30 protein-coding genes are annotated in these 21,287 nt (G+C 61.4%); 29 read left to right on the forward strand and 1 reads right to left on the reverse strand.

All coding sequences use genetic code 11. The features are described from left to right. The first annotated feature begins 27 nt into the window (after positions 1-27). From EGJ22_RS06705 to EGJ22_RS06820, 25 genes are all read left to right on the forward strand, one after another. On the forward strand, positions 28-537 hold the full coding sequence (locus tag EGJ22_RS06705) for an acyloxyacyl hydrolase (protein WP_023661594.1): 510 nt from the start codon (positions 28-30) through the stop codon (positions 535-537). 243 nt (positions 538-780) lie between these two features. Continuing rightward, on the forward strand, positions 781-1,554 hold the full coding sequence (locus EGJ22_RS06710; RefSeq protein WP_029886754.1) for a hypothetical protein: 774 nt from the start codon (positions 781-783) through the stop codon (positions 1,552-1,554). Positions 1,555-1,599: 45 nt separating this feature from the next. Beyond that, complete coding sequence (locus EGJ22_RS06715) at positions 1,600-1,974, forward strand: putative holin (protein WP_029886755.1); 375 nt, start codon at positions 1,600-1,602, stop codon at positions 1,972-1,974. Then, positions 1,975-2,256, forward strand: coding sequence for a phage holin family protein (locus EGJ22_RS06720; protein WP_029886756.1), 282 nt, complete (start codon positions 1,975-1,977; stop codon positions 2,254-2,256). Positions 2,257-2,306: 50 nt separating this feature from the next. Beyond that, positions 2,307-2,471 carry a hypothetical protein gene (locus EGJ22_RS26080; RefSeq protein ID WP_023661590.1) on the forward strand — a complete coding sequence of 55 codons (165 nt, stop codon included), beginning with the start codon at positions 2,307-2,309 and terminating at the stop codon, positions 2,469-2,471. After that, complete coding sequence (locus EGJ22_RS06725) at positions 2,468-2,902, forward strand: proteasome subunit beta (RefSeq protein ID WP_023661589.1); 435 nt, start codon at positions 2,468-2,470, stop codon at positions 2,900-2,902. Before EGJ22_RS26080 ends, EGJ22_RS06725 begins: the two co-directional genes overlap by 4 nt. 9 nt (positions 2,903-2,911) lie before the next feature. Beyond that, on the forward strand, positions 2,912-3,529 hold the full coding sequence (locus EGJ22_RS06730; protein ID WP_023661588.1) for a hypothetical protein: 618 nt from the start codon (positions 2,912-2,914) through the stop codon (positions 3,527-3,529). A 2-nt stretch (positions 3,530-3,531) separates the two neighbouring features. After that, entirely contained in the window at positions 3,532-5,022 is a 1,491-nt protein-coding gene (locus EGJ22_RS06735) for a hypothetical protein (RefSeq protein ID WP_029886757.1), read from the forward strand. Then, complete coding sequence (locus EGJ22_RS06740; RefSeq protein WP_125920165.1) at positions 5,022-6,473, forward strand: DUF4055 domain-containing protein; 1,452 nt, start codon at positions 5,022-5,024, stop codon at positions 6,471-6,473. The genes EGJ22_RS06735 and EGJ22_RS06740 overlap by 1 nt, the downstream gene beginning before the upstream one ends. Further along, positions 6,400-7,494, forward strand: coding sequence for a minor capsid protein (locus tag EGJ22_RS06745; RefSeq protein ID WP_125855477.1), 1,095 nt, complete (start codon positions 6,400-6,402; stop codon positions 7,492-7,494). Before EGJ22_RS06740 ends, EGJ22_RS06745 begins: the two co-directional genes overlap by 74 nt. A 113-nt stretch (positions 7,495-7,607) precedes the next feature. After that, positions 7,608-8,381 (forward strand): hypothetical protein, encoded by a 774-nt coding sequence (locus EGJ22_RS06750; protein ID WP_125855478.1) that lies wholly within the window; start codon positions 7,608-7,610, stop codon positions 8,379-8,381. 3 nt (positions 8,382-8,384) lie between these two features. Further along, positions 8,385-9,362, forward strand: a complete 978-nt coding sequence (locus EGJ22_RS06755) for a major capsid protein (protein ID WP_111475755.1) — start codon at positions 8,385-8,387, stop codon at positions 9,360-9,362. A 46-nt stretch (positions 9,363-9,408) separates the two neighbouring features. Then, a complete protein-coding gene (locus EGJ22_RS06760; protein ID WP_125855479.1) occupies positions 9,409-9,714 on the forward strand; it encodes a HeH/LEM domain-containing protein in 306 nt (101 codons plus the stop codon). A 3-nt stretch (positions 9,715-9,717) separates the two neighbouring features. Continuing rightward, the gene (locus tag EGJ22_RS06765; RefSeq protein ID WP_125855480.1) at positions 9,718-10,095 is read left to right on the forward strand and encodes a hypothetical protein; all 378 of its coding nucleotides are present in this window, start codon (positions 9,718-9,720) and stop codon (positions 10,093-10,095) included. Between the two features lie 3 nt (positions 10,096-10,098). Beyond that, positions 10,099-10,491, forward strand: coding sequence for a hypothetical protein (locus EGJ22_RS06770; RefSeq protein WP_125855481.1), 393 nt, complete (start codon positions 10,099-10,101; stop codon positions 10,489-10,491). 19 nt (positions 10,492-10,510) lie between these two features. After that, a complete protein-coding gene (locus EGJ22_RS06775) occupies positions 10,511-11,167 on the forward strand; it encodes a hypothetical protein (RefSeq protein WP_371921035.1) in 657 nt (218 codons plus the stop codon). Next, a complete protein-coding gene (locus EGJ22_RS06780) occupies positions 11,164-11,592 on the forward strand; it encodes a phage tail terminator-like protein (protein WP_125920167.1) in 429 nt (142 codons plus the stop codon). Before EGJ22_RS06775 ends, EGJ22_RS06780 begins: the two co-directional genes overlap by 4 nt. A gap of 39 nt (positions 11,593-11,631) precedes the next feature. After that, positions 11,632-12,291 carry a phage tail protein gene (locus EGJ22_RS06785; RefSeq protein ID WP_125920168.1) on the forward strand — a complete coding sequence of 220 codons (660 nt, stop codon included), beginning with the start codon at positions 11,632-11,634 and terminating at the stop codon, positions 12,289-12,291. Between the two features lie 9 nt (positions 12,292-12,300). After that, the gene (locus EGJ22_RS06790; RefSeq protein ID WP_029886761.1) at positions 12,301-12,684 is read left to right on the forward strand and encodes a phage tail assembly chaperone; all 384 of its coding nucleotides are present in this window, start codon (positions 12,301-12,303) and stop codon (positions 12,682-12,684) included. A gap of 62 nt (positions 12,685-12,746) precedes the next feature. Further along, complete coding sequence (locus EGJ22_RS06795) at positions 12,747-12,998, forward strand: DUF1799 domain-containing protein (protein WP_029886762.1); 252 nt, start codon at positions 12,747-12,749, stop codon at positions 12,996-12,998. 3 nt (positions 12,999-13,001) lie between these two features. After that, complete coding sequence (locus EGJ22_RS06800; RefSeq protein WP_029886763.1) at positions 13,002-16,439, forward strand: phage tail tape measure protein; 3,438 nt, start codon at positions 13,002-13,004, stop codon at positions 16,437-16,439. After that, a complete protein-coding gene (locus EGJ22_RS06805) occupies positions 16,439-16,777 on the forward strand; it encodes a phage tail protein (protein WP_029886764.1) in 339 nt (112 codons plus the stop codon). Before EGJ22_RS06800 ends, EGJ22_RS06805 begins: the two co-directional genes overlap by 1 nt. Positions 16,778-16,786: 9 nt before the next feature. Continuing rightward, positions 16,787-17,536, forward strand: a complete 750-nt coding sequence (locus EGJ22_RS06810) for a phage minor tail protein L (RefSeq protein ID WP_029886765.1) — start codon at positions 16,787-16,789, stop codon at positions 17,534-17,536. 2 nt (positions 17,537-17,538) lie between these two features. Further along, on the forward strand, positions 17,539-18,294 hold the full coding sequence (locus tag EGJ22_RS06815; RefSeq protein ID WP_029886766.1) for a C40 family peptidase: 756 nt from the start codon (positions 17,539-17,541) through the stop codon (positions 18,292-18,294). A gap of 26 nt (positions 18,295-18,320) precedes the next feature. Beyond that, the gene (locus EGJ22_RS06820) at positions 18,321-18,515 is read left to right on the forward strand and encodes a hypothetical protein (RefSeq protein WP_125920169.1); all 195 of its coding nucleotides are present in this window, start codon (positions 18,321-18,323) and stop codon (positions 18,513-18,515) included. On the opposite strand, the gene EGJ22_RS06825 is transcribed toward EGJ22_RS06820, so the two are convergent. Beyond that, positions 18,499-18,744, reverse strand: coding sequence for a hypothetical protein (locus EGJ22_RS06825; RefSeq protein WP_029886768.1), 246 nt, complete (start codon positions 18,742-18,744; stop codon positions 18,499-18,501). The two genes, EGJ22_RS06820 and EGJ22_RS06825, sit on opposite strands and share 17 nt — an antisense overlap. Positions 18,745-19,073: 329 nt before the next feature. Here EGJ22_RS06825 and EGJ22_RS06830 point away from each other — a divergent pair, with 329 nt between their 5' ends. From EGJ22_RS06830 to EGJ22_RS06845, 4 genes are all read left to right on the forward strand, one after another. Then, a complete protein-coding gene (locus EGJ22_RS06830) occupies positions 19,074-19,724 on the forward strand; it encodes an NYN domain-containing protein (RefSeq protein WP_050492223.1) in 651 nt (216 codons plus the stop codon). 208 nt (positions 19,725-19,932) lie between these two features. Next, complete coding sequence (locus EGJ22_RS06835; RefSeq protein ID WP_029886770.1) at positions 19,933-20,274, forward strand: hypothetical protein; 342 nt, start codon at positions 19,933-19,935, stop codon at positions 20,272-20,274. A 192-nt stretch (positions 20,275-20,466) separates the two neighbouring features. Next, positions 20,467-20,646 (forward strand): hypothetical protein, encoded by a 180-nt coding sequence (locus tag EGJ22_RS26410; RefSeq protein WP_225785667.1) that lies wholly within the window; start codon positions 20,467-20,469, stop codon positions 20,644-20,646. 57 nt (positions 20,647-20,703) lie between these two features. Beyond that, positions 20,704-21,282 carry a tail assembly protein gene (locus EGJ22_RS06845; RefSeq protein ID WP_029886772.1) on the forward strand — a complete coding sequence of 193 codons (579 nt, stop codon included), beginning with the start codon at positions 20,704-20,706 and terminating at the stop codon, positions 21,280-21,282. The last annotated feature ends 5 nt before the right edge of the window (positions 21,283-21,287 follow it).

Genomic DNA, 21,287 nt, shown 5'->3' on the forward strand with positions numbered 1-21,287 from the left:
ACTAAACAAACATGGAAGACCGTGATTATGAAAACAGTTCTAGCTGCTGCAGCACTGTCCCTTTTTGCTGCGTCTGCCGGAGCAGCTGAGCTTTCCGGTGCGCTGGGTGCGACAAGTCAAGGCGGCATTACGGCGCGTGCAGGCGTTGGCTTTAACTGGGACAAAAGCTGGTTTGAATCCAGTACTGGCCGTCTAACCGGTTACTGGGATGCTGGGTATACCTATTGGGAAGCAGGAGATGCTTCCGGTGGCGCTCACTCGCTGTCCTTTGCGCCAGTTTTCGTTTACGAGTTCGGCAGCGGTAACGTGAAGCCATTCGTTGAGGCTGGCATCGGCCTGGCGGTCTTCTCTGGTACGTCCGCAGGTGACCAGGACTTTGGTTCGGCCTTCAACTTCGAAGACCGCATCGGTGCGGGCTTGAAGATCGGCGAGACGCAGAAGGTTGGCATCCGAGCGATTCACTACTCCAACGCTGGCATTAAGCAGCCCAACGACGGTATCGAGTCGTACTCGCTGTTCTACAGCCACCAGATTTAAAAAAGCACGATCCCTCTTTGCCCGCCCTGTGCGGGCTTTTTTATGCGGATGACACGCTCAGGCAGCTGGGCTAAGTCGGTAGTGGCGTCGATCAAAGCCGTGCGCTCCCTGATCGACTACGCGATGAGAGTCTGGGGTACGTGACCCAGCGAGCCAGACCAGCAAGCCGGGTACGCACCGGCCCTCCGCACCCATTCTGAGCCTCGGTACATGCCGGGGCTTTTTCGTATCTGGAGCATGCAAATGTCCGAAACCAACGAAACCCTCGCGTCATTGCGCTCCAGCATCGAAGCGCTGCACAGTTTTGGCGTCACTCTGCAGATGATGGTCTCGAGCAAAGCAGAAGCCTCTTTCGTTTCAGAGCTTGCATCCCGCGTCACTGCCTGCGAGGGCCGGGTCGCCGCATGCGGAGGCCAGGTTGCGGCCCAGGGCGCGCCGATTGCTGCACTGGGTCATGCTGTGGCATCGCCTGGAAATAAGGCGGATAGCACCGCGACCGAGATGCTCACCAGCCGAGTAACCGGCCAGAGCGACCACAGCGGCTACGTCACGGGCGAGAAGCCAGCCCGACAAGCCATGGAGGAAGTGGTTTCCCGCGCCGAGGCCGATCTGGCGCTGGCTAAGCGTATCGGGTCCTACGAATGCAAGCTTTCTGCCGGCACCGTGAAAGTCACCTTGGCCGCTGACGTGCCCAGCGACGAACAGATTAAAGGCGAAGCCTTATTTGTCGTAATCGACGGCCAAGTCTTCATCAACAACGCGACCCTCAAGGATTCCGCCATCGACCCGGCCCGCATCAAGGTCGAGAGTGACAAGGCCAGGAGCGATCATCCAGTTCTCGAAGGCTACAGGGTGAAGTTGGCCGTGAACGAGCAAGGCCAATACTACGTTGCCGGTGTTGGGATAGGCGTGAGCCCTGTCACCAGCGGTCTCAAGCTCGGGCCCTGCTTGGAAGAGGACGTTCGCCGCTTGCTCCGAGAGGAGTTGAAACCGGGCGGTATCCTGCATCGCTACTGAATACAGCCCGCCGAGTGCGGGTTTCTTTTTTCTATGGAGCACCCTATGGCCGAACCGAGTACCGGCGCCCTTGCAGTGACCGGCGTACTTGCCAGCGTCGGCCTGGGTGCTTTCTTCCCTGAACTGGACCTAGCCACCCTGGTGGGCGCGTTCGGCGGGGCTTTCTTCTACGTCGTGTACGCCAAGGACATCGGCATGCTTCGCCGCATCGGCTACCTGCTGGCCGGCTGGATCGGTGGCTACCTTGGTGCTGCTGAGATGCTGGGCAGGGCCTGGACGCAAACCGCAGGCTTCAGCGCCTTCGTGTGCGGCGTGCTCTGCGTCGTCACGTTCTCTGGCTTGCTGGAGTGGATGCAGACCGGGCAGATGCCCCGGTGGCTGCAATGGGTCTTCCGCCTGCGAGCCAGGAAGGAGGGTTGAATGGTTGCCGTTATCCAGGCCGCACTGTGCGCCGTCATCTTCGTGATGATCGGCTTGCGCTACCGGCCATACCCCGATGCCCGCTACAAGCTGGGCGTATCCCTGATGGCCTGGGCTGCCTGCGCGGTGACCGGCATGCAGTGTGTCAGCCTCATCGGCCGCATGGTGCTCCATGACGAGTTCGCTGATGTGTCGTGGTTCAACACTGCGTTCTATCTTCTGGCCGCCATTCTGGTGTGTCGGGCCAAGGGGAACGTGGCCAAGATCGTGCGCGTTGACTGACCCGCGCCACAAATTCGAGATTCGCCGTTTCGAGGCGCGAGGAATGGCCAATGGCTTCGGTAACTGCTCATGTCGTCTGCCGCCAGCGGTGGTGGCTGACATACTACTTGGCCGGTGTTCTGGCCCTGGCACAGCTGACCCGTCGTGAGCCATGCCTGGAGCGTGTCAGCTACTGGGTGGGCCGCGGCATCGAGATCGAGGTTCACCCTGAATGACCACCATCGCCTACAAGGACGGCGTAATCGCCTACGACTCCCGAGTCACCCGAGGCGACCTCATCACCGACGATGATTGCGACAAGTGCATTGAGCGCGATGGCGTGAAGTTCTTCCTGACAGGCGCCGTCTGTGACTATGACGCTCTGGTGGGGGCCTATTTCGGCACATCCCCATCGGGGAAGGTCGACGCTTCTGCAATCGTCCTTCACGACGGCAATCTGATGATGGTTGCCGTAGACGACGATACCGGCCTGTGGAAGTCGCCACTCAAGGCAGACCGGCCGTACGCCATTGGCAGCGGAACGCCATACGCATTCGCTGCGATGGACATGGGCGCATCTGCCGAGAAGGCCGTCGAGATGGCGGCAAGGCGCGATACAAGCACTGGTGGCAAGGTCCGCACGCTTCGTATCGACCGAGATCAATAAGGATTCGACATGAGTACCAAGCAACCCGACTGGGAGGCGATCGAACGAGCCTACCGGGCCGGCGTGCTTTCCGTGCGAGAGATCGCAGCCGCCCACGAGGTTTCCCATACCGCCATCAACAAGCGCGCCAAGCGCGATGGCTGGGACCGAGACCTGAAGGCGAAGATCAAGGCCAAGGCCGATGCACTGGTTTCCAGGCGAGAGGTTTCCACAGAGGTTTCCAGCAAACAGGCGGAAACCGAAAGGGAGATCATCGAGCTCAATGCTGAGGTCATCGCCAACATCAGGATGGCGCACCGGGGTGATATTTCCCGGAGCCGCCGGCTGACAAACAAGCTGCTGGATGAGCTGGAATCGCTGACGGATGAGCAGGGCACCATCAAGGAACTGATCGATCAGCTGAAGGATGGCGACCACGAAGACGGCGAGGCGATGGCCGATGTGCTGGCTCTGGCCAAGAAGATGAGCGCGCTGCCTGCCCGGACCAAGACCATGAAGGAATTGGCCGAGACGCTGAAGACGCTTGTTGCCCTGGAGCGCCAGGCTTATGACCTCGACGTCAAACAGGGTGGTAGCGAGGAAGACACTCTATCCAAGCTGATGGATGAACTATCGAAGGACGCCTGACCATGAAGCCCGAGCACCTGAAACTGCTCCGGGACCGGTTCTGGCGGCTGAACAACCTGTATTTCATCACGGACAAGCAGGGCAAGAAGGTCCGCTTCCGCATGACGCAGGAGCAGATCGATTACTTCCAGGGGATGCACACCCGTAACATCATCCTCAAGGCCAGGCAGCTGGGCTTCACGACCCTGGTCTGCATCGTCCAGCTGGATGCCGCGCTGTTTGAGGCTGCCAAGTGCGCCCTGATCGCCCACACACTGAACGACGCCAAGCGGCTATTCCGAGAGAAGGTCAAGTATGCGTATGACAACCTTCCCAAGGAGATACGCGCTGCTAACCCTGCTCGCAACGATGCTGCTGGCGAGCTTGTGTTCAGCAAAGGCGGATCGCTCTACGTGTCCACATCCTTTCGGGGCGGGACTCTACGGTATCTGCACGTATCCGAGTTCGGGAAGATCTGTGCCAAGTTTCCGCACAAAGCCCGAGAGATCGTCACCGGCGCCTTTGAGGCTGTCGCCGCAGAGTGTTTCGTTACGATCGAGTCGACGGCGGAGGGGCGGGCTGGCTATTTCTTCGATTACTCGCAGAGCGCAGAGAAGCAGCAGCTGGCTGGTGTGCCCCTGGGCCTGCTGGACTGGAAGTTCTTCTTCTTCAGCTGGTGGCGGAACCCGCTCTACTGGCTTGACCCGACCGACGTCCTGATCTCGGACCGCTTGACCAAGTACTTCGACGACCTGGCCGCCAAGCACGGCATCGTCACCAACCCCGGCCAACGCGCCTGGTACACCGCCAAGGAAAAGACCCTCGGCGACGACATGAAGCGGGAATACCCGTCGATCCCTGCCGAGGCATTCCAGCAGACGATCGAGGGCGCTTACTACGCCAAGCAGTTCACCAAGCTCTACGCCGCCCAGCGCATCGGGAAGCTTCCGGACAACAGCCACCTGCCGGTGCACACGTTCTGGGACATCGGTGTGGGCGACTCCACGGCCATCTGGTTCGTCCGGATCGTCGGCGAGGAGTATCACATCGTCGATTTCTACCAGAACAGCGGCGAAGGCCTGCGGCACTACATGAAGGTGCTAAAGGATCGCGGCTACGAATACGGCGAGCACTGGGGACCGCACGACATCGACAACCGGGAATTCGGTAGCGACGGCAAGACTCGGCGTGAACTCGCTCGAGAGGGCTACGAGATCGACGGCGAGAAGTATCGAATGACCTTCCAAGTCGTTCCGAAGCTCGGCGTTGACGAAGGTATCGAGCAGGCGCGCGAGATCCTGCCCAACTGTGCTTTCGATGAGGCCAAGTGCAGTGAGGGCATCACCGCGCTGGAGAGCTATCGCAAGGAGTGGGACGACAAGCGCGGGTGCTGGAAGGACAAGCCGCTTCATGACTGGTCCTCGCACCCGGCTGACGGGTTCCGCTATTTCGCCGTTGCCATGGCGCGACGTAAACGCACAGGCGGTGTCCGCCGCATCGGAGGTTTGGCGTAATGCCTGTTCAATCCACCAACCCTGACTACGACGCTCACATCGAAGAGTGGCGGATGATGGACGACGCCCTGGAGGGCGAGGGCGCTATCAAGCGCAGCCCGCGCAATCTGCCCAAGCCCGGCGGCATGGTCGAGGCGGAGAAGCTGGACGGCCAGGGGAATGCCTACCTCTACCGGAACTACACCGATCGGGCCCAGTACGAGCACTGGGTTCGCGATTCGCTGCGCTCGATGATGGGCCTGGTCTCCCGGCTCATTCCCGAGGTGAAGCTGCCCAACGGGCTGAAGGACCTGGAAGAGAACGCTACGGCCGACGGCTTCGGCTTGACCCAGCTGTTCCTGCGCGTCGTGCGCCAGGCTATCTCCCATGGCCGAGTGCCGCTGGTAGTGAACGTGGATGACTCCGGCCAGCCGTACTTCGCCACCTACGCGGTGCGCAACGCCATCAACTGGGACACTGCCGACCAAGGCGGGCGCCAGGATCTGGTGTTGGCCGTGTTCCGCGAGTTCAGGAAGAAAGCCGAGGACCGCTACAGCCACGATTGCGAGACGGTTTTCCGCGAGTTCTACATGCTCGACCAGATCTGCTATACCGCCGTGCGCAACGAGGCCGGCGAACTGATCGAGCAGGACCGCCCGCTGGGTACTGTCGGTACCGACAACCAACTGGTGCGCGGTCTCGAGTACATCCCGGTGATCTACTGTGGGTCTACCGACAACTCGCCAGACGTGGATGAAATCCCGCTGCTGACGATGGCGCGGGCGGCACTGAAGTCGTACCAGCTCAGCGCCGACTATTTCACCGCGCTGCACCAGACCAGCCATCCGCAGCCATGGGTGTCCGGCCTGGATGAGAGCGTTGAGCTAAGCGTCACCGGGCCATCGGCGGCCTGGGACCTAGGCCGAAGCGGTTCGTGTGGCTATCTGGAGTTCCAGGGCGCTGGCATCGAGGCCGTACGCAAGGCCATGGAGGATCAGAAGAACGCCGCCCTAGAGTCGGGCGCGAAGGTATTGGATGTTTCCGGTACCGAGTCTGGCGAAGCGCGCAAGACACGCCAGAACGACCAGCACGCGACCTTGCATAGCATCGTCATCACCGCGGCCGCTGCGATCGAACAGGCCCTGCGCTATGCCGCCGAGTGGACCGGCTACAACCCGGACGAAGTCGCATTCAATGTCAAGCCGGAGTTTGTGATGCCGGTGGTTGACGCCCAGGTGCTGGCTGAGCTGCAGAAGAGTGTCATGGCCGGCACCATCAGTGCCGAGACGTATTGGCAGTATCTGACCACTGGAAAGCTGCCCGAGCACCCCTATGATGAAGAGGCCGAACTGATCGGCGACGACCGCGGCGCAGCTGGAATTGACCTGGACCAAGAAGATGGCGACGAAACCGGAGCAAACGGCCGACGAGAAGCTGCTGGAGCAGGTCAGCCGCCACTCGGTGCTGCTTGAGCGGCTCAAGGCTGGCGAGGTCAAGAAGTTCGAGACCTACCTGCGCAGAGCTGATGCTCATGTCCGCGACCAGCTCACCCGCAAGGAGCTGACCACCTACAGTCGAGGCCGGCTTGAGGAGTTCCTTGGGCGGGTGGGTGGCAAGCTGCTGGAGATCTACACGGCCTTCAGCGATCGGATGCAGTCCGACTTGGTGGACATCGCGCAGTACGAGGCTGCGTTCGAGGGGCGCAGCCTGGCGAAGGCGCTGCTGATCGACGCGGTCATGCCGTCGGATTCCCTGATCCGGGCTGCGATCAACACGCAGCCCCTGCAGGTGGCTGGGGTGGACGGCGGCAAGCTGCTCAAGCCATTCCTGAATGGATGGACGCGCATCGAAGCGGACAGGGTAACCAATGCCATTCGGATGGGGGTCGTCCAAGGCCAGACCAACGCCGAGATCACCCAGGCCGTGCGCGGCACGGCGGCGCAGAACTTCACGGACGGCGTACTGGCGGTCACGAACCGAAGCGCCCGGGCCGTCGTCCAAACCGCAGTTCAGCATGTGGCCACCACGGCGCGCATGGAAACGCTCAAAGCGAATGCCGAGGTGGTGCCCGGGTATCGAATCGTTGCCACCCTGGACCGAAAGACCAGCGTGCAGTGCCGGAGCATGGACGGCCGCGAATTCGAGATGGGCAAGGGGCCTGTGCCCCCGTTCCACATTCACTGCCGGACCACCATCACGCCGATCACCAAGTTGTCGGCGCTGTTCGAGCAAGGCGCCACGAGGGCGGCAGTGGGCGCTGATGGCGGCGGTCAGGTCTCTGCAAGCCTCAGCTACTACCAGTGGCTCAAAACGCAGCCAGCGGCCTTCCAAGACGCCGCGCTGGGGCCGGTGCGCGGCAAGCTGTTCCGCGATGGCGGGCTGACTGCCGAGCGCTTCGCCGGCTTGCAGCTGGACAAGAACTTCAAGCCGCTGACGCTGGACCAGCTCAAAGAGTTGGAGCCGCTGGCGTTCGAGCGGGCAGGGATCAACTGATCCGCGCCACGAAACTTCGGGCCACTCTTTTGTGGCGCGCATTCAAGGCCTCGCTATCGCGGGGCTTTTTCTTGCCCGCCAGGCGGGCCAACCAATCCCAAGGGGATAGCCACATGCCTTTTGACTTCGACCCGGCCGCCCACGGCCTCACCCTCGACGAAACCCAAACTGCCGCGCTGAAGGCAGCGCTGGGCGGCGAGGTGCAGAAATTCCTGGACGGCGAGGTCTCGGGCCTCAAGTCCAAAAACACCGAGCTGATCGGCTCCAACAAGACCATCAAGGCCGAGCTGGACAAACTGAAAGGTCAGTTCGACGGCCTGGACATCGAGGCGGTCAAGGGTCTGCTGGCCAAGGCCGGCCAGGACGAGGAAACCAAGCTGATCGCCGAGGGCAAGCTGGACGAGGTCATCAGTCGTCGCACCGAGCGCCTGCGTACCGACCTGGACAAGCAGGTCAAGGCTGCCAACGAGCGCGCCGACAAGGCCGAGGCCTTCGCTGCCAGGTACAGCGACAAGGTGCTGGCTGACTCTATCCGCGCTGCCGCCATCAAGGCCGGCGCGTTGCCCGAGGCTACCGAGGACATCATCCTCCGCGCCCGCGGCACCTTCAAACTAAGCGAAGACGGCGAGCCCGTAGCTACGGACCGTGCTGGCGAAGTCGTGTACGGGAAGGACGGCAAGACCCCGCTGTCCCCCCTCGAATGGGCGGAATCGCTGCGCGAAACCGCTACCCACCTGTGGCCAAGGGCTCAGGGTGCCGGGCAGACCGGCGACAACGGTGGCAAGGCCACGAAGAAATGGGGCGAGTACTCCGAGCAAGAGCGCGCCGCGCTGGCTCGAGACAACCCTGAAGCGTTCAAGCGACTCCAAGCCACCCAAGGAACCTAATCCATGGCAACTACCCAGCTGTCGGACATTTTCGTCCGCGACTACTACGGCGCGTTGGCGCCGGTGAACACCCCCGAAAAAACCGCCGTCTTCGAATCGGGCATCGTGACCCGCTCGCCGACGCTGGACAACATCGCTAACAACGGCCAAGGCACCTCCGAGATCAGCTACTGGCAGGACCTCGACGCCGACGAGGCGCCGAACATCTCGAACGACAACCCGGATGACCTGGGCGAGGTCGGCAAGGCCGAACAGGGCAGCATGCGTGCCCGCACGCTGTACCTCAACAAAGGCTATGGTGTTGCTGACCTCACCGCCGAGCTGGCCAACAGCGAGCCGATGCAGCACATCCGCAACCGCTTCGGCACCTACTGGACTCGTCAGTGGCAGCGTTACCTGCTGGGGGCCGCACGAGGCATCATCGCCTCGAACATCGCCAACAACGGTGGTGACATGGTCAAGGACGCCGGTGCCAGCATCAGCGCCTCGGCTTTCCAGGATGCAGCCTTCACCGCCGGCGACGCGGCCGACATGTTCGGCGCGATCGGCGTGCACTCGGTCGTCATGAACCAGATGGTCAAGCAGGACCTGATCGAGTACCTGCGCGACTCCACTGGCAAGATCATCCTGGCCACCTATCTCGGCAAGCCCGTCTTCATGGACGACAGCCTGACCTACGCGTCCGGCCAGTTCCTGTCGGTCTTCTTCGGTCAGGGCGCATTCGGCTACGGCGAAGGCACCCCTCACACCCCTGTCGAGATGCAGCGCAAGCCTGACGGCGGTAACGGTGGTGGCGCCGAGGTTCTGTGGGAGCGCAAGACCTTCATCCTGCAGCCTGCCGGTTTCAGCTGGAAGGGCAGCAACAACCTGAACCTGAGCCCGAATGCTACCCAGTACGCCAGCGCCGGGAACTGGGAGCGTGTATTCGACCGCAAGCAGGTACCGTTTGCCGCTGTCATCAGCGGCACCGCCACCCCTTGATCCGTCATGCGGGGCGCTGACCTGGCGCCCTGCGCAGGAGACCACCATGAAAGTCATCTACACCGACAAGCCAGGCCGCGAGCGCGGCGTTTGTTACCGACTCCTGAGCCAGTTCTTCGGGGTCATCGACGGCGCAACGCAGGTTGTGGTCGAAGGCGAGGCACCCGAGATCGTAGAGTCCTACGAGGCGGCCGGTATCAAGGTCGGCGAGCAATCCGGGGGCGACCAGTCTGAGACCGACCCGCACAAGATGAACGTCCCCGAGCTGAAGGAATGGCTCACCGCGAAGGGTATCGAGTTCGACGCCAGCGCGAAGAAGCCCGACCTGCAAGCGCTGATCCCACAGGAGTAACACATGACCGACTTCATCACCGTTGCTGACGTCGACGCAAAGCTCGGCCAAGGCTGGGCAGGTACCGGTGATGCGGTCATTGCCGTCGCGATGGCCAACGCCTGGCTCACGGCCAAGATCAAGCGCGCGGTGCCCGAGGTGGTGCCGGACGCCATCAAGTCCGCCGGTGCGCAGGTGGCCAAGCTGGCCGCAGCAGGCAAGCTCTACAAGGACACCCAGCGCGAAGTGCAGAGCAAGACTGTGTCGGCCCAGGCTGGCACCTCGACCAGCAAGACCTACGTTGCGGGGTCTGTTGATCGCTCGACCGGTGAGAACTTCGCCCTCGACCTCATCGCGCCCTGGACCCGCCGCTCCGGCACCGTGATGCTCAAGAGGATCTGACCCATGGGCATGCGCGAAGAGCTGCAGGCCGAGCTGGCGGAAGCGTTCGATGATCCAGACGGCCTTGCCGACGCTGTGAAGCCTGTCGCCGGGAGCCGCACGGTCAAGGGCGGGTATGACCCCGAGGCTGGCGGCACTGTCCCGGCCTCGACCATCCACTACATTGGACGCGGCGTGTTCGGCAGCTACCTGGCCAAGGAAATCGATGGCACGCGCATCCAGACCGAGGACGTGAAGCTCCTAGTCCTCCAGAACGAACTGTTCGAGGGGCAGGTAGGCGCTGTAACCGATGTCCCGGCGGCCCCCAAGATCGGCGACCAAGTGAGCGGCTACCGAGCACTCAACGTCTCCGAAGATCCTGCCCAGGCAACCTGGACTGTTCAGCTGAGGAAATGATATGCCACGCGGCTCACACATGACCCAGCGATACGGCGGTCAGCAGGGCGGCTTTGCCGAAGCTATCCGTGCATTCGCCGAACAGGCTGAGCAAGCCCTCGACGCAACCTTCCGCGAAATTGTGATCGAGATCGGCAGCAGCGTTATTCGCATGTCGCCGGTAGGCAATCCCGAACTGTGGGCGGCAAACGTTGCACATCGGACAAAGGCCAACAAGGCCGCCGACGACTACGACTTCAAGGTCGCGGTCCGCAACACCCTGATCAACCTGAACCAGGACAACTTCACCAAGGCCGGAAAGCTGCGCAAGGGCGTGAAATACGCCAAGCCCCTGACAAAAACCGAGCGCGAGCAGAACTTCGCCACCAATGGTCTTGTAGCAGGCCAGGGCTACGTCGGCGGGCGGTTCCGGGGTAACTGGCAATTCTCCATCGATTCGCCGGCGACCGAAGAGCTCGACCGCATCGACCTGTCGGGCAGCGAGGCCATTACCGCGCTGATCACGCAGGTGCAGGCGCTGACCATCGGCCAGACGGCCTACATCGTGAACAACTTGGCGTATGCGGTACCGCTGGAATACGGACACTCAACCCAGGCGCCGGCCGGCATGGTCCGGGTCACCCTGACCAACTTCCAACGCATCGTCGACGAAGCCATCAGGAACAACAGCGTATGAGCCATGCACGAGCCCGCCAGGCTATTGAAATCAAGCTGATGGCCTGGGCCTCGGCGCGCCCGATCCGGGTCGCGAACTTCGAGCAAGGATTCGAGGCTGGGGCCGACGAAACCTATTTGCAAGCATTCCAACTGCCGGCGGGCACCACCTGCCGCTACCTGGGCGGCGAGGCCTACGAGTACGCCGGCGTCTACCAAGTAAGCATCGTCTGCCCGGCAGGCCAGCCTTTGGCCACAGCCGAGGAGCTGGTCGACGAGCTTTCGAGCCTCTTCCGAGTTGATTCGGCGCTCAGCCGCAACGGCTTCGAAGGCATCGTTAGCGAACCAGTTGACCAGGGCCCAACCATCACCGAGTCGGCGACCTACACGGTCCCGACCAGCTTCACCTACCGCGGTGTCGCGGACCAACCGCCCGCTGGGGCATAACCAACCGCCGCCCGGCGGGCTTTCAAGAGGAAATACACCATGGCCGCACGCTTCCCGCTGCCGAACGGCTCTGTGCTGGAAATCGCCAGCGTTCTCGCCGCTGCCGTTGCCTTCACCGCCCTGACCAACGCTGCTCCTCCCGTGGCCACCGCTGCGGGCCACAACATCAAAAATGGCGACGTCCTGGTTGTCAGCTCCGGTTGGTCGCTTGTCAACGACCGCGCTGTCCGCGCAGCCAGTGTTGCCACTGACAAGTTCTCGATGGCCGGCCTGAACACCACCAACGCCGACAAGTACACCGCCGGCGCAGGTGTCGGCTCTGTTATCCCTGTGACCAATTGGGCTCAGATCTCGAAGGTGACCGCCTTCACCTCTTCCGGCGGCGAGCAGCAGTACCTCACCGTTGGTTACCTGGAGGACGATGACGATCGCCAGTTTCCCACCAACCGCAACCCCATCACTTTGTCGATCACTGTCGAAGATCAGCCAGCCGCTGCTTACGTGAGTCTGGTTGAAGCCTACGGTGATAGCAAAGAGCTGACGGTCGTCCGCCTCAAGCTGCCCAACGGCGACCAGATCCTCTATCCGGGCTACGTGAGCATCACCACCACCCCGACCATGGAGCGCAACAACCTGATGACCCGAACCATCAGCATCGCGCTCTCGGGCCGTCCGGTTCGCTATCTGGCTGCTGCCTAAGGAAACCTCATGGCGAAGATCAAAATCGCGCAGAACCCCACTTTCGCTGCCGTGGTGCAGGTTCCGCGCATTGGCGCCGAGCCGGCACCGGTGGAATTCCAGTTCCGCTACATGGACCGCGTGGCCCTGTCCGCAATGTTCGACCGCTGGAACAAGGCGCGCGACGCCTGGGCGGAAAAGGCCCAGAAGGACGGCGCGACTTGGGAGGAGGTCACCACCGGTGAAATCGCCCTGCAGGCTGAGCAGCTGGGCGATATCGTCACAGGCTGGGACCTGGAGGACGAGTTCAGCGCCGAGGCCATCGCCGACCTGGTGCGCACCTGCACCGGCGCACCGAAGGCAGTAATCGACGCCTACCAAGCCGCCTACAGTCCGGCCCGCCTGGGAAACTGAGGGCGGCGGCCCGGGCTTGCTACAAGCGCGGCCCGTCCGCTGAGCAACTGGCGGCGCTGGGGCTGACCCTTGATGACATCGAGGAGGAGGTAGTGGAGATCTTGCCGGATGCTTGGCCTGCCTTCCGCCTGTTCGATGCGCTGGGCACGCAGTGGCGGGTGGCTTCGGGCGGCCCGTCCGGCCTGGACTACGCCGCCATTCCTGCAACGGCCTCAATGCTCGGCATCAAGCGCCGCGACCTCACCGACATTTTCCCCGATCTCCGCGTGATGGAGGTTGAGGCCTTGGCCGTCATGGCCGAATCGATGGAGTAGATCATGACCACCATTGCCTCTCTCGGTCTTCAGATCGACTCCGGTGATGCCGTCGAAGCCAAGGACAACCTCGATCAGCTGACGGACGCCGGCAAGCGCAGCGAGGAGTCGGCTGGGCGAACCGGTCGAGCCTGGGAGACTGCCCTGGGCAGCCTGCAGGGTGACACCCGGCAGATCGTGCAGGAACTGCAGGCGCTCAACGCCAAGCAGACAGAGTTGGCGCAGCAGATGGCCACCGTGGGGCGCGCCGTTACCAGCGCTTCCACGGCATTCAGCAGCGCCGCGGCGAACATGGGCGCGTTCCGGACCGAGGCCGCGCAGGCGGGTAAGGTGCAGGAGGCGCTCACCACCGCCACTGATGCCGGTGCCCAGGCTGGCCGGCGCGCCGCTGAATCCGCCGACGAGCAGCAGGCCAGGATTCTGGCCGTGGCCAAGGCCTCGCTGGAGGCCAGCCAGTACGTTCAATCGCTCAACCGGGCAACCGAGCAGAGCGCCGAGGTCACCGCTCAGGCGAACGCCGTCCTGTCGGATAGTGCCGGCCGTCAGGCGTCCATCAACAGCCGGGCCCAGGCCCTCATCGCCACGGAAGAGCGCCAGGCGGAGGCGGCGAAGAAGGCCGCCGGCGCGCATCGGGAAGAAGGCCAGGCGCTCGAAGAGCTGCTGGGCAAAATTGACCCGACCGTCGCAGCAATGAGCCGCCTGGACCAGATGGAGCAGAAGCTGAAGGGCTTCCGCGCAAGTGGCGCGCTCGATGCGGAAACGTTCGGCGAGTACCAAGCAAAGATCGACCAGGCCCGCACAGCTCTTGGCAGCGCCGATACCGCGCTGAGCCGCACTGGCATGACTGCAAAGGCTACCGCTGCAGCGTTGCGAGGTGTGCCGGCTCAGTTCACTGATATCTTCACGTCGATCGCCGCTGGCCAGCCAATCATGATGGTTGCCTTGCAGCAAGGCGGACAGCTCAAGGATATGTTCGGTGGGATCACCCCTGCCGCTAAGGCCTTGGGCGGCTACATCCTTGGGCTGGTCAATCCCCTTACCGTGTCGGCTGTCGCCGCAGCAGCACTTGGATATGCCTTCTACAAGGGATCTGAAGAGGCGGACGCCTACAGCAATGCGCTGATCCTCACGGGTAATTCCGCTGGGCTGACTGCCGACCAACTAGGCAGTATGGCCAAGCAGGTGAGTGCGACTGTTGGCACCACCGGGGCGGCTGCGTCGGTTCTTGCGAGCCTGGCTGGTAGCGGCAAGATCGCCGGTGACAGCTTCATGGATGTGGCGCAAGCAGCCATATCGATGGAGGAAGCAACAGGCAGAGCAGTTTCAGAGACCATTGCCGAGTTCGTAAAGCTGGCAGATGACCCAGTCAAAGCTTCTGCAGCGCTGAACACGCAGTACAACTACCTGACGAGCTCGGTCTACTCGCAGATTGCCGCGCTCGAACAGCAGGGGAGGCACGCGGACGCCGTCAAGCTTGCCACCGAAGCCTTCGCAGACGCTATCAACGAGCGCACCCCGAAGATCATCGAGAACCTGAGCTGGTGGGAGCGCGGTTACAACGCGGTTGCCAAGGCTGCTGATCAGTTGAAAAACATTGGTCGAGAGAGCATCGACGACGATATCCGCCAAGCCGAGATCAACTTGGCCCGTGCCGAGCGAGGCGACGTTGGTGCCTTCCAGAACCGCGACACGATGATCGAGTTTTACACCGATCAGCTCCAGTTCTTGAAGGACAAGAAAGCAGCCCAGGAGGATATCGCTGCATTCGACCGCCAGGAAGCGGAAGCCAACGAGAAGGCTATCAAGGCCATGGCCAAGGTCGATGCCCTGGAAAAGTCGGCCTGGACCAACTCCAAGAAACGCAGCGAGGCGCTCAAGGAGTACGAGCGGTCGCTGGAAGTCATCAGGAAGAAGGATCCAGCCGACGCGCGACTCAATCCTGAAACTGTCGCAAGGGTGCGCAGCAACATCGCCGAGCAGTACAAGGACCCAGTCGGGCGCACTGGTACTGTTGACCTCTCTGGCTTCAATACACAGAAGAACGCACTCAATTCCATCCTGGCTGAGTATAAGAACAACCAGAAGGAGCTGGACGCGGCACAGAAGGCCGGTCTGATCTCGCAAGAGTCGTACGCCGCCCAGCGGGCCGCAATCATCGAGCAGCAGAAGGCCGAGGTCACGAACGCCTACGAGGCCGAGATCAAGGCGCTGGAGGAGGCCAAGGGGCATAGCAGCACCAGCGCCCAGCAGCGAATCCAGCTTGACCAGAAAATCGCGGATGCCCGCGCCGCCATGGTGAAGGCGCAAAAGGACGCCGATACCGAGCTTTCGGTGCTGGCGACCAATGAGCAAGGACGGTTGGCCAAGCAGACTGCTGCAACCCAAGCTTATGTCGACCAGCTGGAGCGGCAGCGTGCTGCGCTCTCTATATCGGGCACGAGGGCCGCGAACAATCTCGGTCTTGGTGATCGCCAGCAAGGCTTGCAGCGTGATCTCGATGGCGTAACCGACCGGTTCAACGATGAGCGCACAAAGCTTCTTGATCGCAGGCGTACCGCCCCAGACAAGTACAGCCAGAACGACTACGAGCGCGACCTGGCAATTCTGAGCAAAGCCGAGGATGGGTACCGAGATACGGTCGTGGACAACTACGACAAAATTTCGGAAGCACAGGGCGATTGGCGCAAGGGGGCGTCATCGGCCTTCCAGAACTATCTGGAACAGGCCCGGGATGTCGCCGGGCAGACAAGATCTCTGTTCACCAACGCCTTTAGCTCGATGGAAGACGCGGTCGTGAACTTCGCCATGACGGGCAAGTTCTCGTTCGCCGACTTCACCAAGTCGGTTCTGGCCGATATGGCTCGCATCGCGACACAGCAGGCTGCTTCTGGCCTGCTGGGTAGCTTGGTGAGCTGGGGTGCCACTGCAGCCTCTGCCTATTTCGGTGGAGGCACCGGTAACGGCATGGAGGCTGGGTCTGCAGGCGCGGTGTCGTCCAACCTGGGAGCATCCCAGGCCGGGTACTCGTCCGCGTATGGATTCTCTGACGGCGGCTACACAGGAGATGGTGGCAAGTATGAACCTGCCGGCATTGTCCATGCCGGCGAGTTCGTACTGCGTCGCGAAGTTGTCAGCCAACCAGGAATGCTTGATTACCTGCAAACCCTGAATAGTCGCGGCTACGCAGATGGCGGGTTGGTGACGCCGACGGCGGTACCCCGCCAGATCTCCAGCGCGAGTGGTGGGGCTTCGTACAGTTTCCCGGTATCGGTTCAGGTCGATGCGTCTGGGCAGTCATCCTCAGGGGCTCAGTCGCCTCAGGACATGGCTGCCGTCGGACAGGGCATCCAGGCTGCCACCAAGGCTGAAGTCGAGAAGGCCATCGCCGCCGGGCTACGGCAGGGTGGTTCGATCTGGCGCGCAATTAACAGGAGGGGCTGATGGCCATCGAAAAATTCAGCTGGCCAACCCAGCGCGGGGAAACGCCGGAGATCAGCTACCGAACCCGCGAGTCGCGCTTCGGCGGGGGGTACCGACAGGTCGTTGGCGACGGACCCAACAACAAGGAAGACAGCTACCCCATCACGGTTACCGGCACGAAGGCCCAGGTACGCAAGATCATGGAGTTCTTCGATAAGCACGGCGGTGCCAAAGCCTTTCTCTGGACTACGCCACTTGGGGACCTCGGTTTGTTCACCTGCAAAGACCCCAAGCCTACCCCGGTGGGCGGCGGCCGCTTCAAAGTGAGCGCCACCTTCGAGCGGGCCTTTCATCCATAAGGAGCCGGCATGTCACTGATCAAGGATATCCAGACACTGGAGCCCGGCAACGAGGTGCTGCTGTTCGAGCTCGACGGTTCGGACTTCGGCGCCGACACCCTGCGCTTCCATGGCCACGCCATTCCTCACACCCCCGAGGAGCTGGCCGCCGCCGGCGCGAACGCCGACCAGCTTCCGGCCAAGTCGATCTGGTGGCAAGGCAACGAATACGGCGCCTGGCCTATGCAGATCGACGGCATCGAGGCGAATTCGGACGGTACGGCCGTGCGCCCCACGCTGACGGTTGGCAACGTCAACGGGCGGATTACCGCCCTGTGCCTGGCCTTCGACAACCTGCTCGAGTTCAAGCTGACCATGCGTCACACCATGGCTCGGTACCTGGACGCTGCCAACTTCCCCGGCGGCAACGCTGAAGCTGACCCAGCCGAAGAGGCGATCGAGGTCTGGTATATCGACCAGAAGGTTTCCGAGAACGGCACCACGGTTTCTTGGGAGCTGGCCAGCCCTGGCGACGTGGGCGGGGAGACGATCGGCCGGCAGATGACCCAGCTATGTCACTGGGCAATGACTGCCGGCTACCGTGGCCCCAACTGCGGCTACACCGGCCCCTATTACAATTTGGACGGCAACCCCACGGACGACCCGGCCAAGGATCAGTGCAACGGCTGTCTGGATACCGGGTGCACCGTCCGGCATGGCCAGGGCAACGAACTTCCCTTCGGCGGCTTTCCTGCCGTCTCGCTGATAGCCCGGAGCTGACCATGCGCAAACACATTCTCGCCGCCGTGCAAGCGCACGCTGCGGCGGAATACCCGCGGGAGTGCTGCGGGCTGCTCATCGCTGCGGGGCGCACTCAGCGGTACTTCCCGTGTGACAACACCGCTGTGGATCCTGCAGAGGAATTTCGCATCTCGCCGGAGCAGTACGCCGCGGCTGAAGACCAGGGCGAGGTGATCGGCATCGTGCACTCGCATCCAGATGCCACCAGCAGGCCGTCAGCTCGTGACTTGGCCGTGTGCGAGGCCACCGGGCTGCCCTGGTACATCCTGTCGTGGCCGGAGGGTGACCTGCGAACTGTCACGCCAACAGGTCACGCGCCGCTGCTCGGGCGGCCGTTTGTGCACGGCGCTTGGGACTGCTGGCAGGTCTGCGCTGACTGGTACAAACGGGTGTGGGACCTGGATTTCCCGGCCTATACCCGGAAAGAGGGCTGGTGGGAGAAGCCGGACGGACCGAGCCTCTATGAACAGGCTTACGAGGCAGCCGGTTTCTATCAGGTGAGCCAGCCGCAGCGCGGCGACATGATCGTCATGGCCGTGGGCCGTACGGCTCACCCGAATCACGCCGGCATCTACCTGGGCGCCGACGCACAGCTGCCCGAGGAGCGCGCCCAAGTCTTCGGGCCTGGCCCCTTCATGCTGCACCACCTGCTCGGCAGGCCATCAGAAATCATCGTGTTCGGTGGGCCCTGGCTCGACCGGACGCGCCTTGTGTTGCGTCATCGGGACGCGAAGTGAAGCGGCGTTGCCGCGGGAGAAGATGCATGGTTATTACCGAGCCTCAAGATGAAGAGCGCCAGATTCCCGGCTGCGAGAACGACCATCAACCTTTCCTGGCGGCTGTAGGCTTGCCAGTAAACTTCGGGACAGAATCGGTAAAGCAAGCCGGCCTGGTTGAGCGCCGGCTGCAGCGTATCGAGAGAATATTGGGTCTTGAACCTATCAGCCAGGAAGCTTAGCGGCATCAAAAATCCTGGAGATAGCGGAAGTATCCGCGTTGGGCTGCATGGGCCGGTGCATCTGTTTTGCTGTATCCAGCGCGCGAGCCTTCGCCCGTTCAAGCGATTCGGGCCCGCCTGCTGCGGCGAGCTCTGAGATCAGGCCAGAGATTATTGCCGTCAATGTATTCAGGTGCGAGGCGTGATTATTCAGGTGCTTGGTAATTTCGCGCTGTTCTTGCGGTGTCATTACGACCTCCTAGGTCATCATGCCCCGGTCCATGGGCTTTCCGGCAACGGACCGGGGCGGGTCGTTGGAGGCGCAACGCTACTACGGCGGGGAGCTGGCTGGTTACTGGCTTTCCGTCCAGGGTGGATAAGTGGACAGCGAGGCATACCGCGAGGCTAGCTGACCTCCGTGAAGCTCGGTTGGTACATGTTGGGATGCTTTGGTACGTGTTGACGGGCGTACAATGTGCGCCTATAGTTCGCTCCAAGAACCGGCTGCTCTACGGGTGACATATAAGAGGGATTCGTCCCCACCCGTCTAGCGGCCTTTTTTTTGCCTGGAGGAAATGGATGCTTAGGTACGCTGTTCTGATCGATGCGGGTTTTATCAAGCCGAAGCTTTGGCCTGTCAAAAAGGCGCCGATCACCAGCGAAATGATCGAGCTAGTCACCAAGAAGCTTTCTCAATCGCCCCACCTGATCAACCATCGTCTCCACCGGGTCTATTTCTACGACGCCAAGCCGTTGACCACCCAAGCAGAGCACCCCGACGGTACTACCGTCGATTTCGGGAAAACATCTGTTGCGAAGAACAACGAGGCGCTCCACGCCGGCTTGGAGAAAAGTCCTTATGTCGCGCTACGCTTCGGGGAGCTTGTCCACCAAGGGTGGAGGATAAATGGTCGAGCACTCAAGAAGGCGAACGCTGAGACGACGTTTTCCATTTCTGACCTGGAGCCCAGCATTCAGCAGAAAGGTGTGGACATGCGGATCGGGCTCGACATTGCCAGTCTCACACTGAAAAAGCAGGTTGACATTATTGTCTTGATAACTGGTGACAGTGACTTCATCCCTGCCATGAAATTCGCCCGACGCGAGGGAGCTCAGCTTTACCTCGTAACGATGGGGCATGGCGTTCGACCGGTCGTGCATCAGCATGCAGATCTGGTGATCAGTGAGCCAGCATCACATTATCTAACTGAAGACCCGCCAGTCCTGTGACCCAAGCCCAGCCCCGCGCTGGGCTTTTTGCGTCTGACACAGTGGAAAGCCTGCGCATGGCCGAGAAGCTTCAGGCTGGAATGCCGGAGGTCGTCGCGCACGGCCTGTCGCGGTAAACATCTGATCGAAGCCGAACCCCGCCTGCGCGGGGTTTTGGTGTTGGCGCCGATGATGTTAGATTGCCCTCGCCTACATGGAGGGATAAGGAATGCGTAATTCGTTGGCGGTCGGGTCAATTCTCGCAATGTCGTTGGTGTCGACGGCGTCTTTTGCTGCGAGGCCTTCCCAGGAGACGTTAGAGTTCTGTGACGGAATATCCAAACTGGCAAACTCGGTAATGACATCGCGTCAAAATGGCGTTGCTATGTCGAAATTAATGCAAGCCAAGGTTTCTGACGAAGCCATGAATGACCTGGGAGCACTGATGATTGAGCAGGCTTACGACTCGCCCGCTTATGGATCTCCTGAGTACAAGCAGAAGGCAGCCACTGACTTTGAGAACAGTTGGTTCTCCAATTGTTTGAAAGCCCGAAGCGCCGCCAAGAGCTAGGGGCTTAGTCGCATGCTAACTAATGTGAATTCAGTGGTTACCATTGTCGCCCTGATACTGCTGGCGGGGTGTACAACTCCCGGGGACTTACTAAAGAGTACTCCGACGATCGTGTCGGAGACCTCGAAAACACCAAAGGCATACGCCCTTTGCGTCCTGCCGGAATGGCAAGAGCACCAGGCTGGCGTAACCATGAATGAGACTCTGACGGGCTATCGACTGATCTCCTCAGCTGAGTCGATAGGCCAAACCAACGAGTTGCTGGAGATTAAGCAAACTACTCACGGCAGCGAGGTAAAGCTCTATCAGCGGATGCCTGGCATCAGCATTGGCAGATCAAAAATCATGTCGTCTGTGAAAAAGTGTCTGTGAACATTTTTTGAAGTGAGGAGCCGCCACTGGGCGGCTTTTTTTCGTCTGGAGAAAAGCATGACCCAAGAAATGACACTTATCGAGTTCTCAGGAACCTTGCGTAAAGCTCTGGGGAAACAGCATCGACGGCTTCTGGATACAGGCAGCGTCCGTGAGCTGCTGAAGGCGCTGACGATCACGTTGCCAGGCTTCAAAGAGGAGGTTGATCGTCTGTCTCGCCTGGGGATGAACTTCGCGATTTACCGAAACGGTAAAAACGTTGGTGAAACCGAATTCAGTCGTGGCGGAGCCAAGGCGGTGAAAATTGTACCGGTCGTTGCTGGCAGTAAGCGCGGCGGGGTGCTGCAGACAGTGATCGGCGCGATATTGATCGCTGCTTCTTTCATCCCCGTTCCTGGATTCCAGGCACTTCTGCCTGCAGGTGTGGCAATGGTAGCCGGCGGCGTAATCCAGATGCTCAGCCCCCAGGCAAAGGGTCTATCGCAGAGCGCCGCGCCCGAGAACCTGCCGAGTTACGCCTTCGGCAGCGCCAAGAACACCACCGCCAGCGGCAACCCCGTTCCGATCTGCATCGGCGATCGACGCTGGGGTGGGGCGATTATCTCCGCCTCGATTGAGGCGCAGGACAAGGCATAGCGCCA

It is taken from the genome of Pseudomonas sp. p99-361, from assembly GCF_003935475.1.
Classification (GTDB): domain Bacteria; phylum Pseudomonadota; class Gammaproteobacteria; order Pseudomonadales; family Pseudomonadaceae; genus Aquipseudomonas; species Aquipseudomonas juntendi.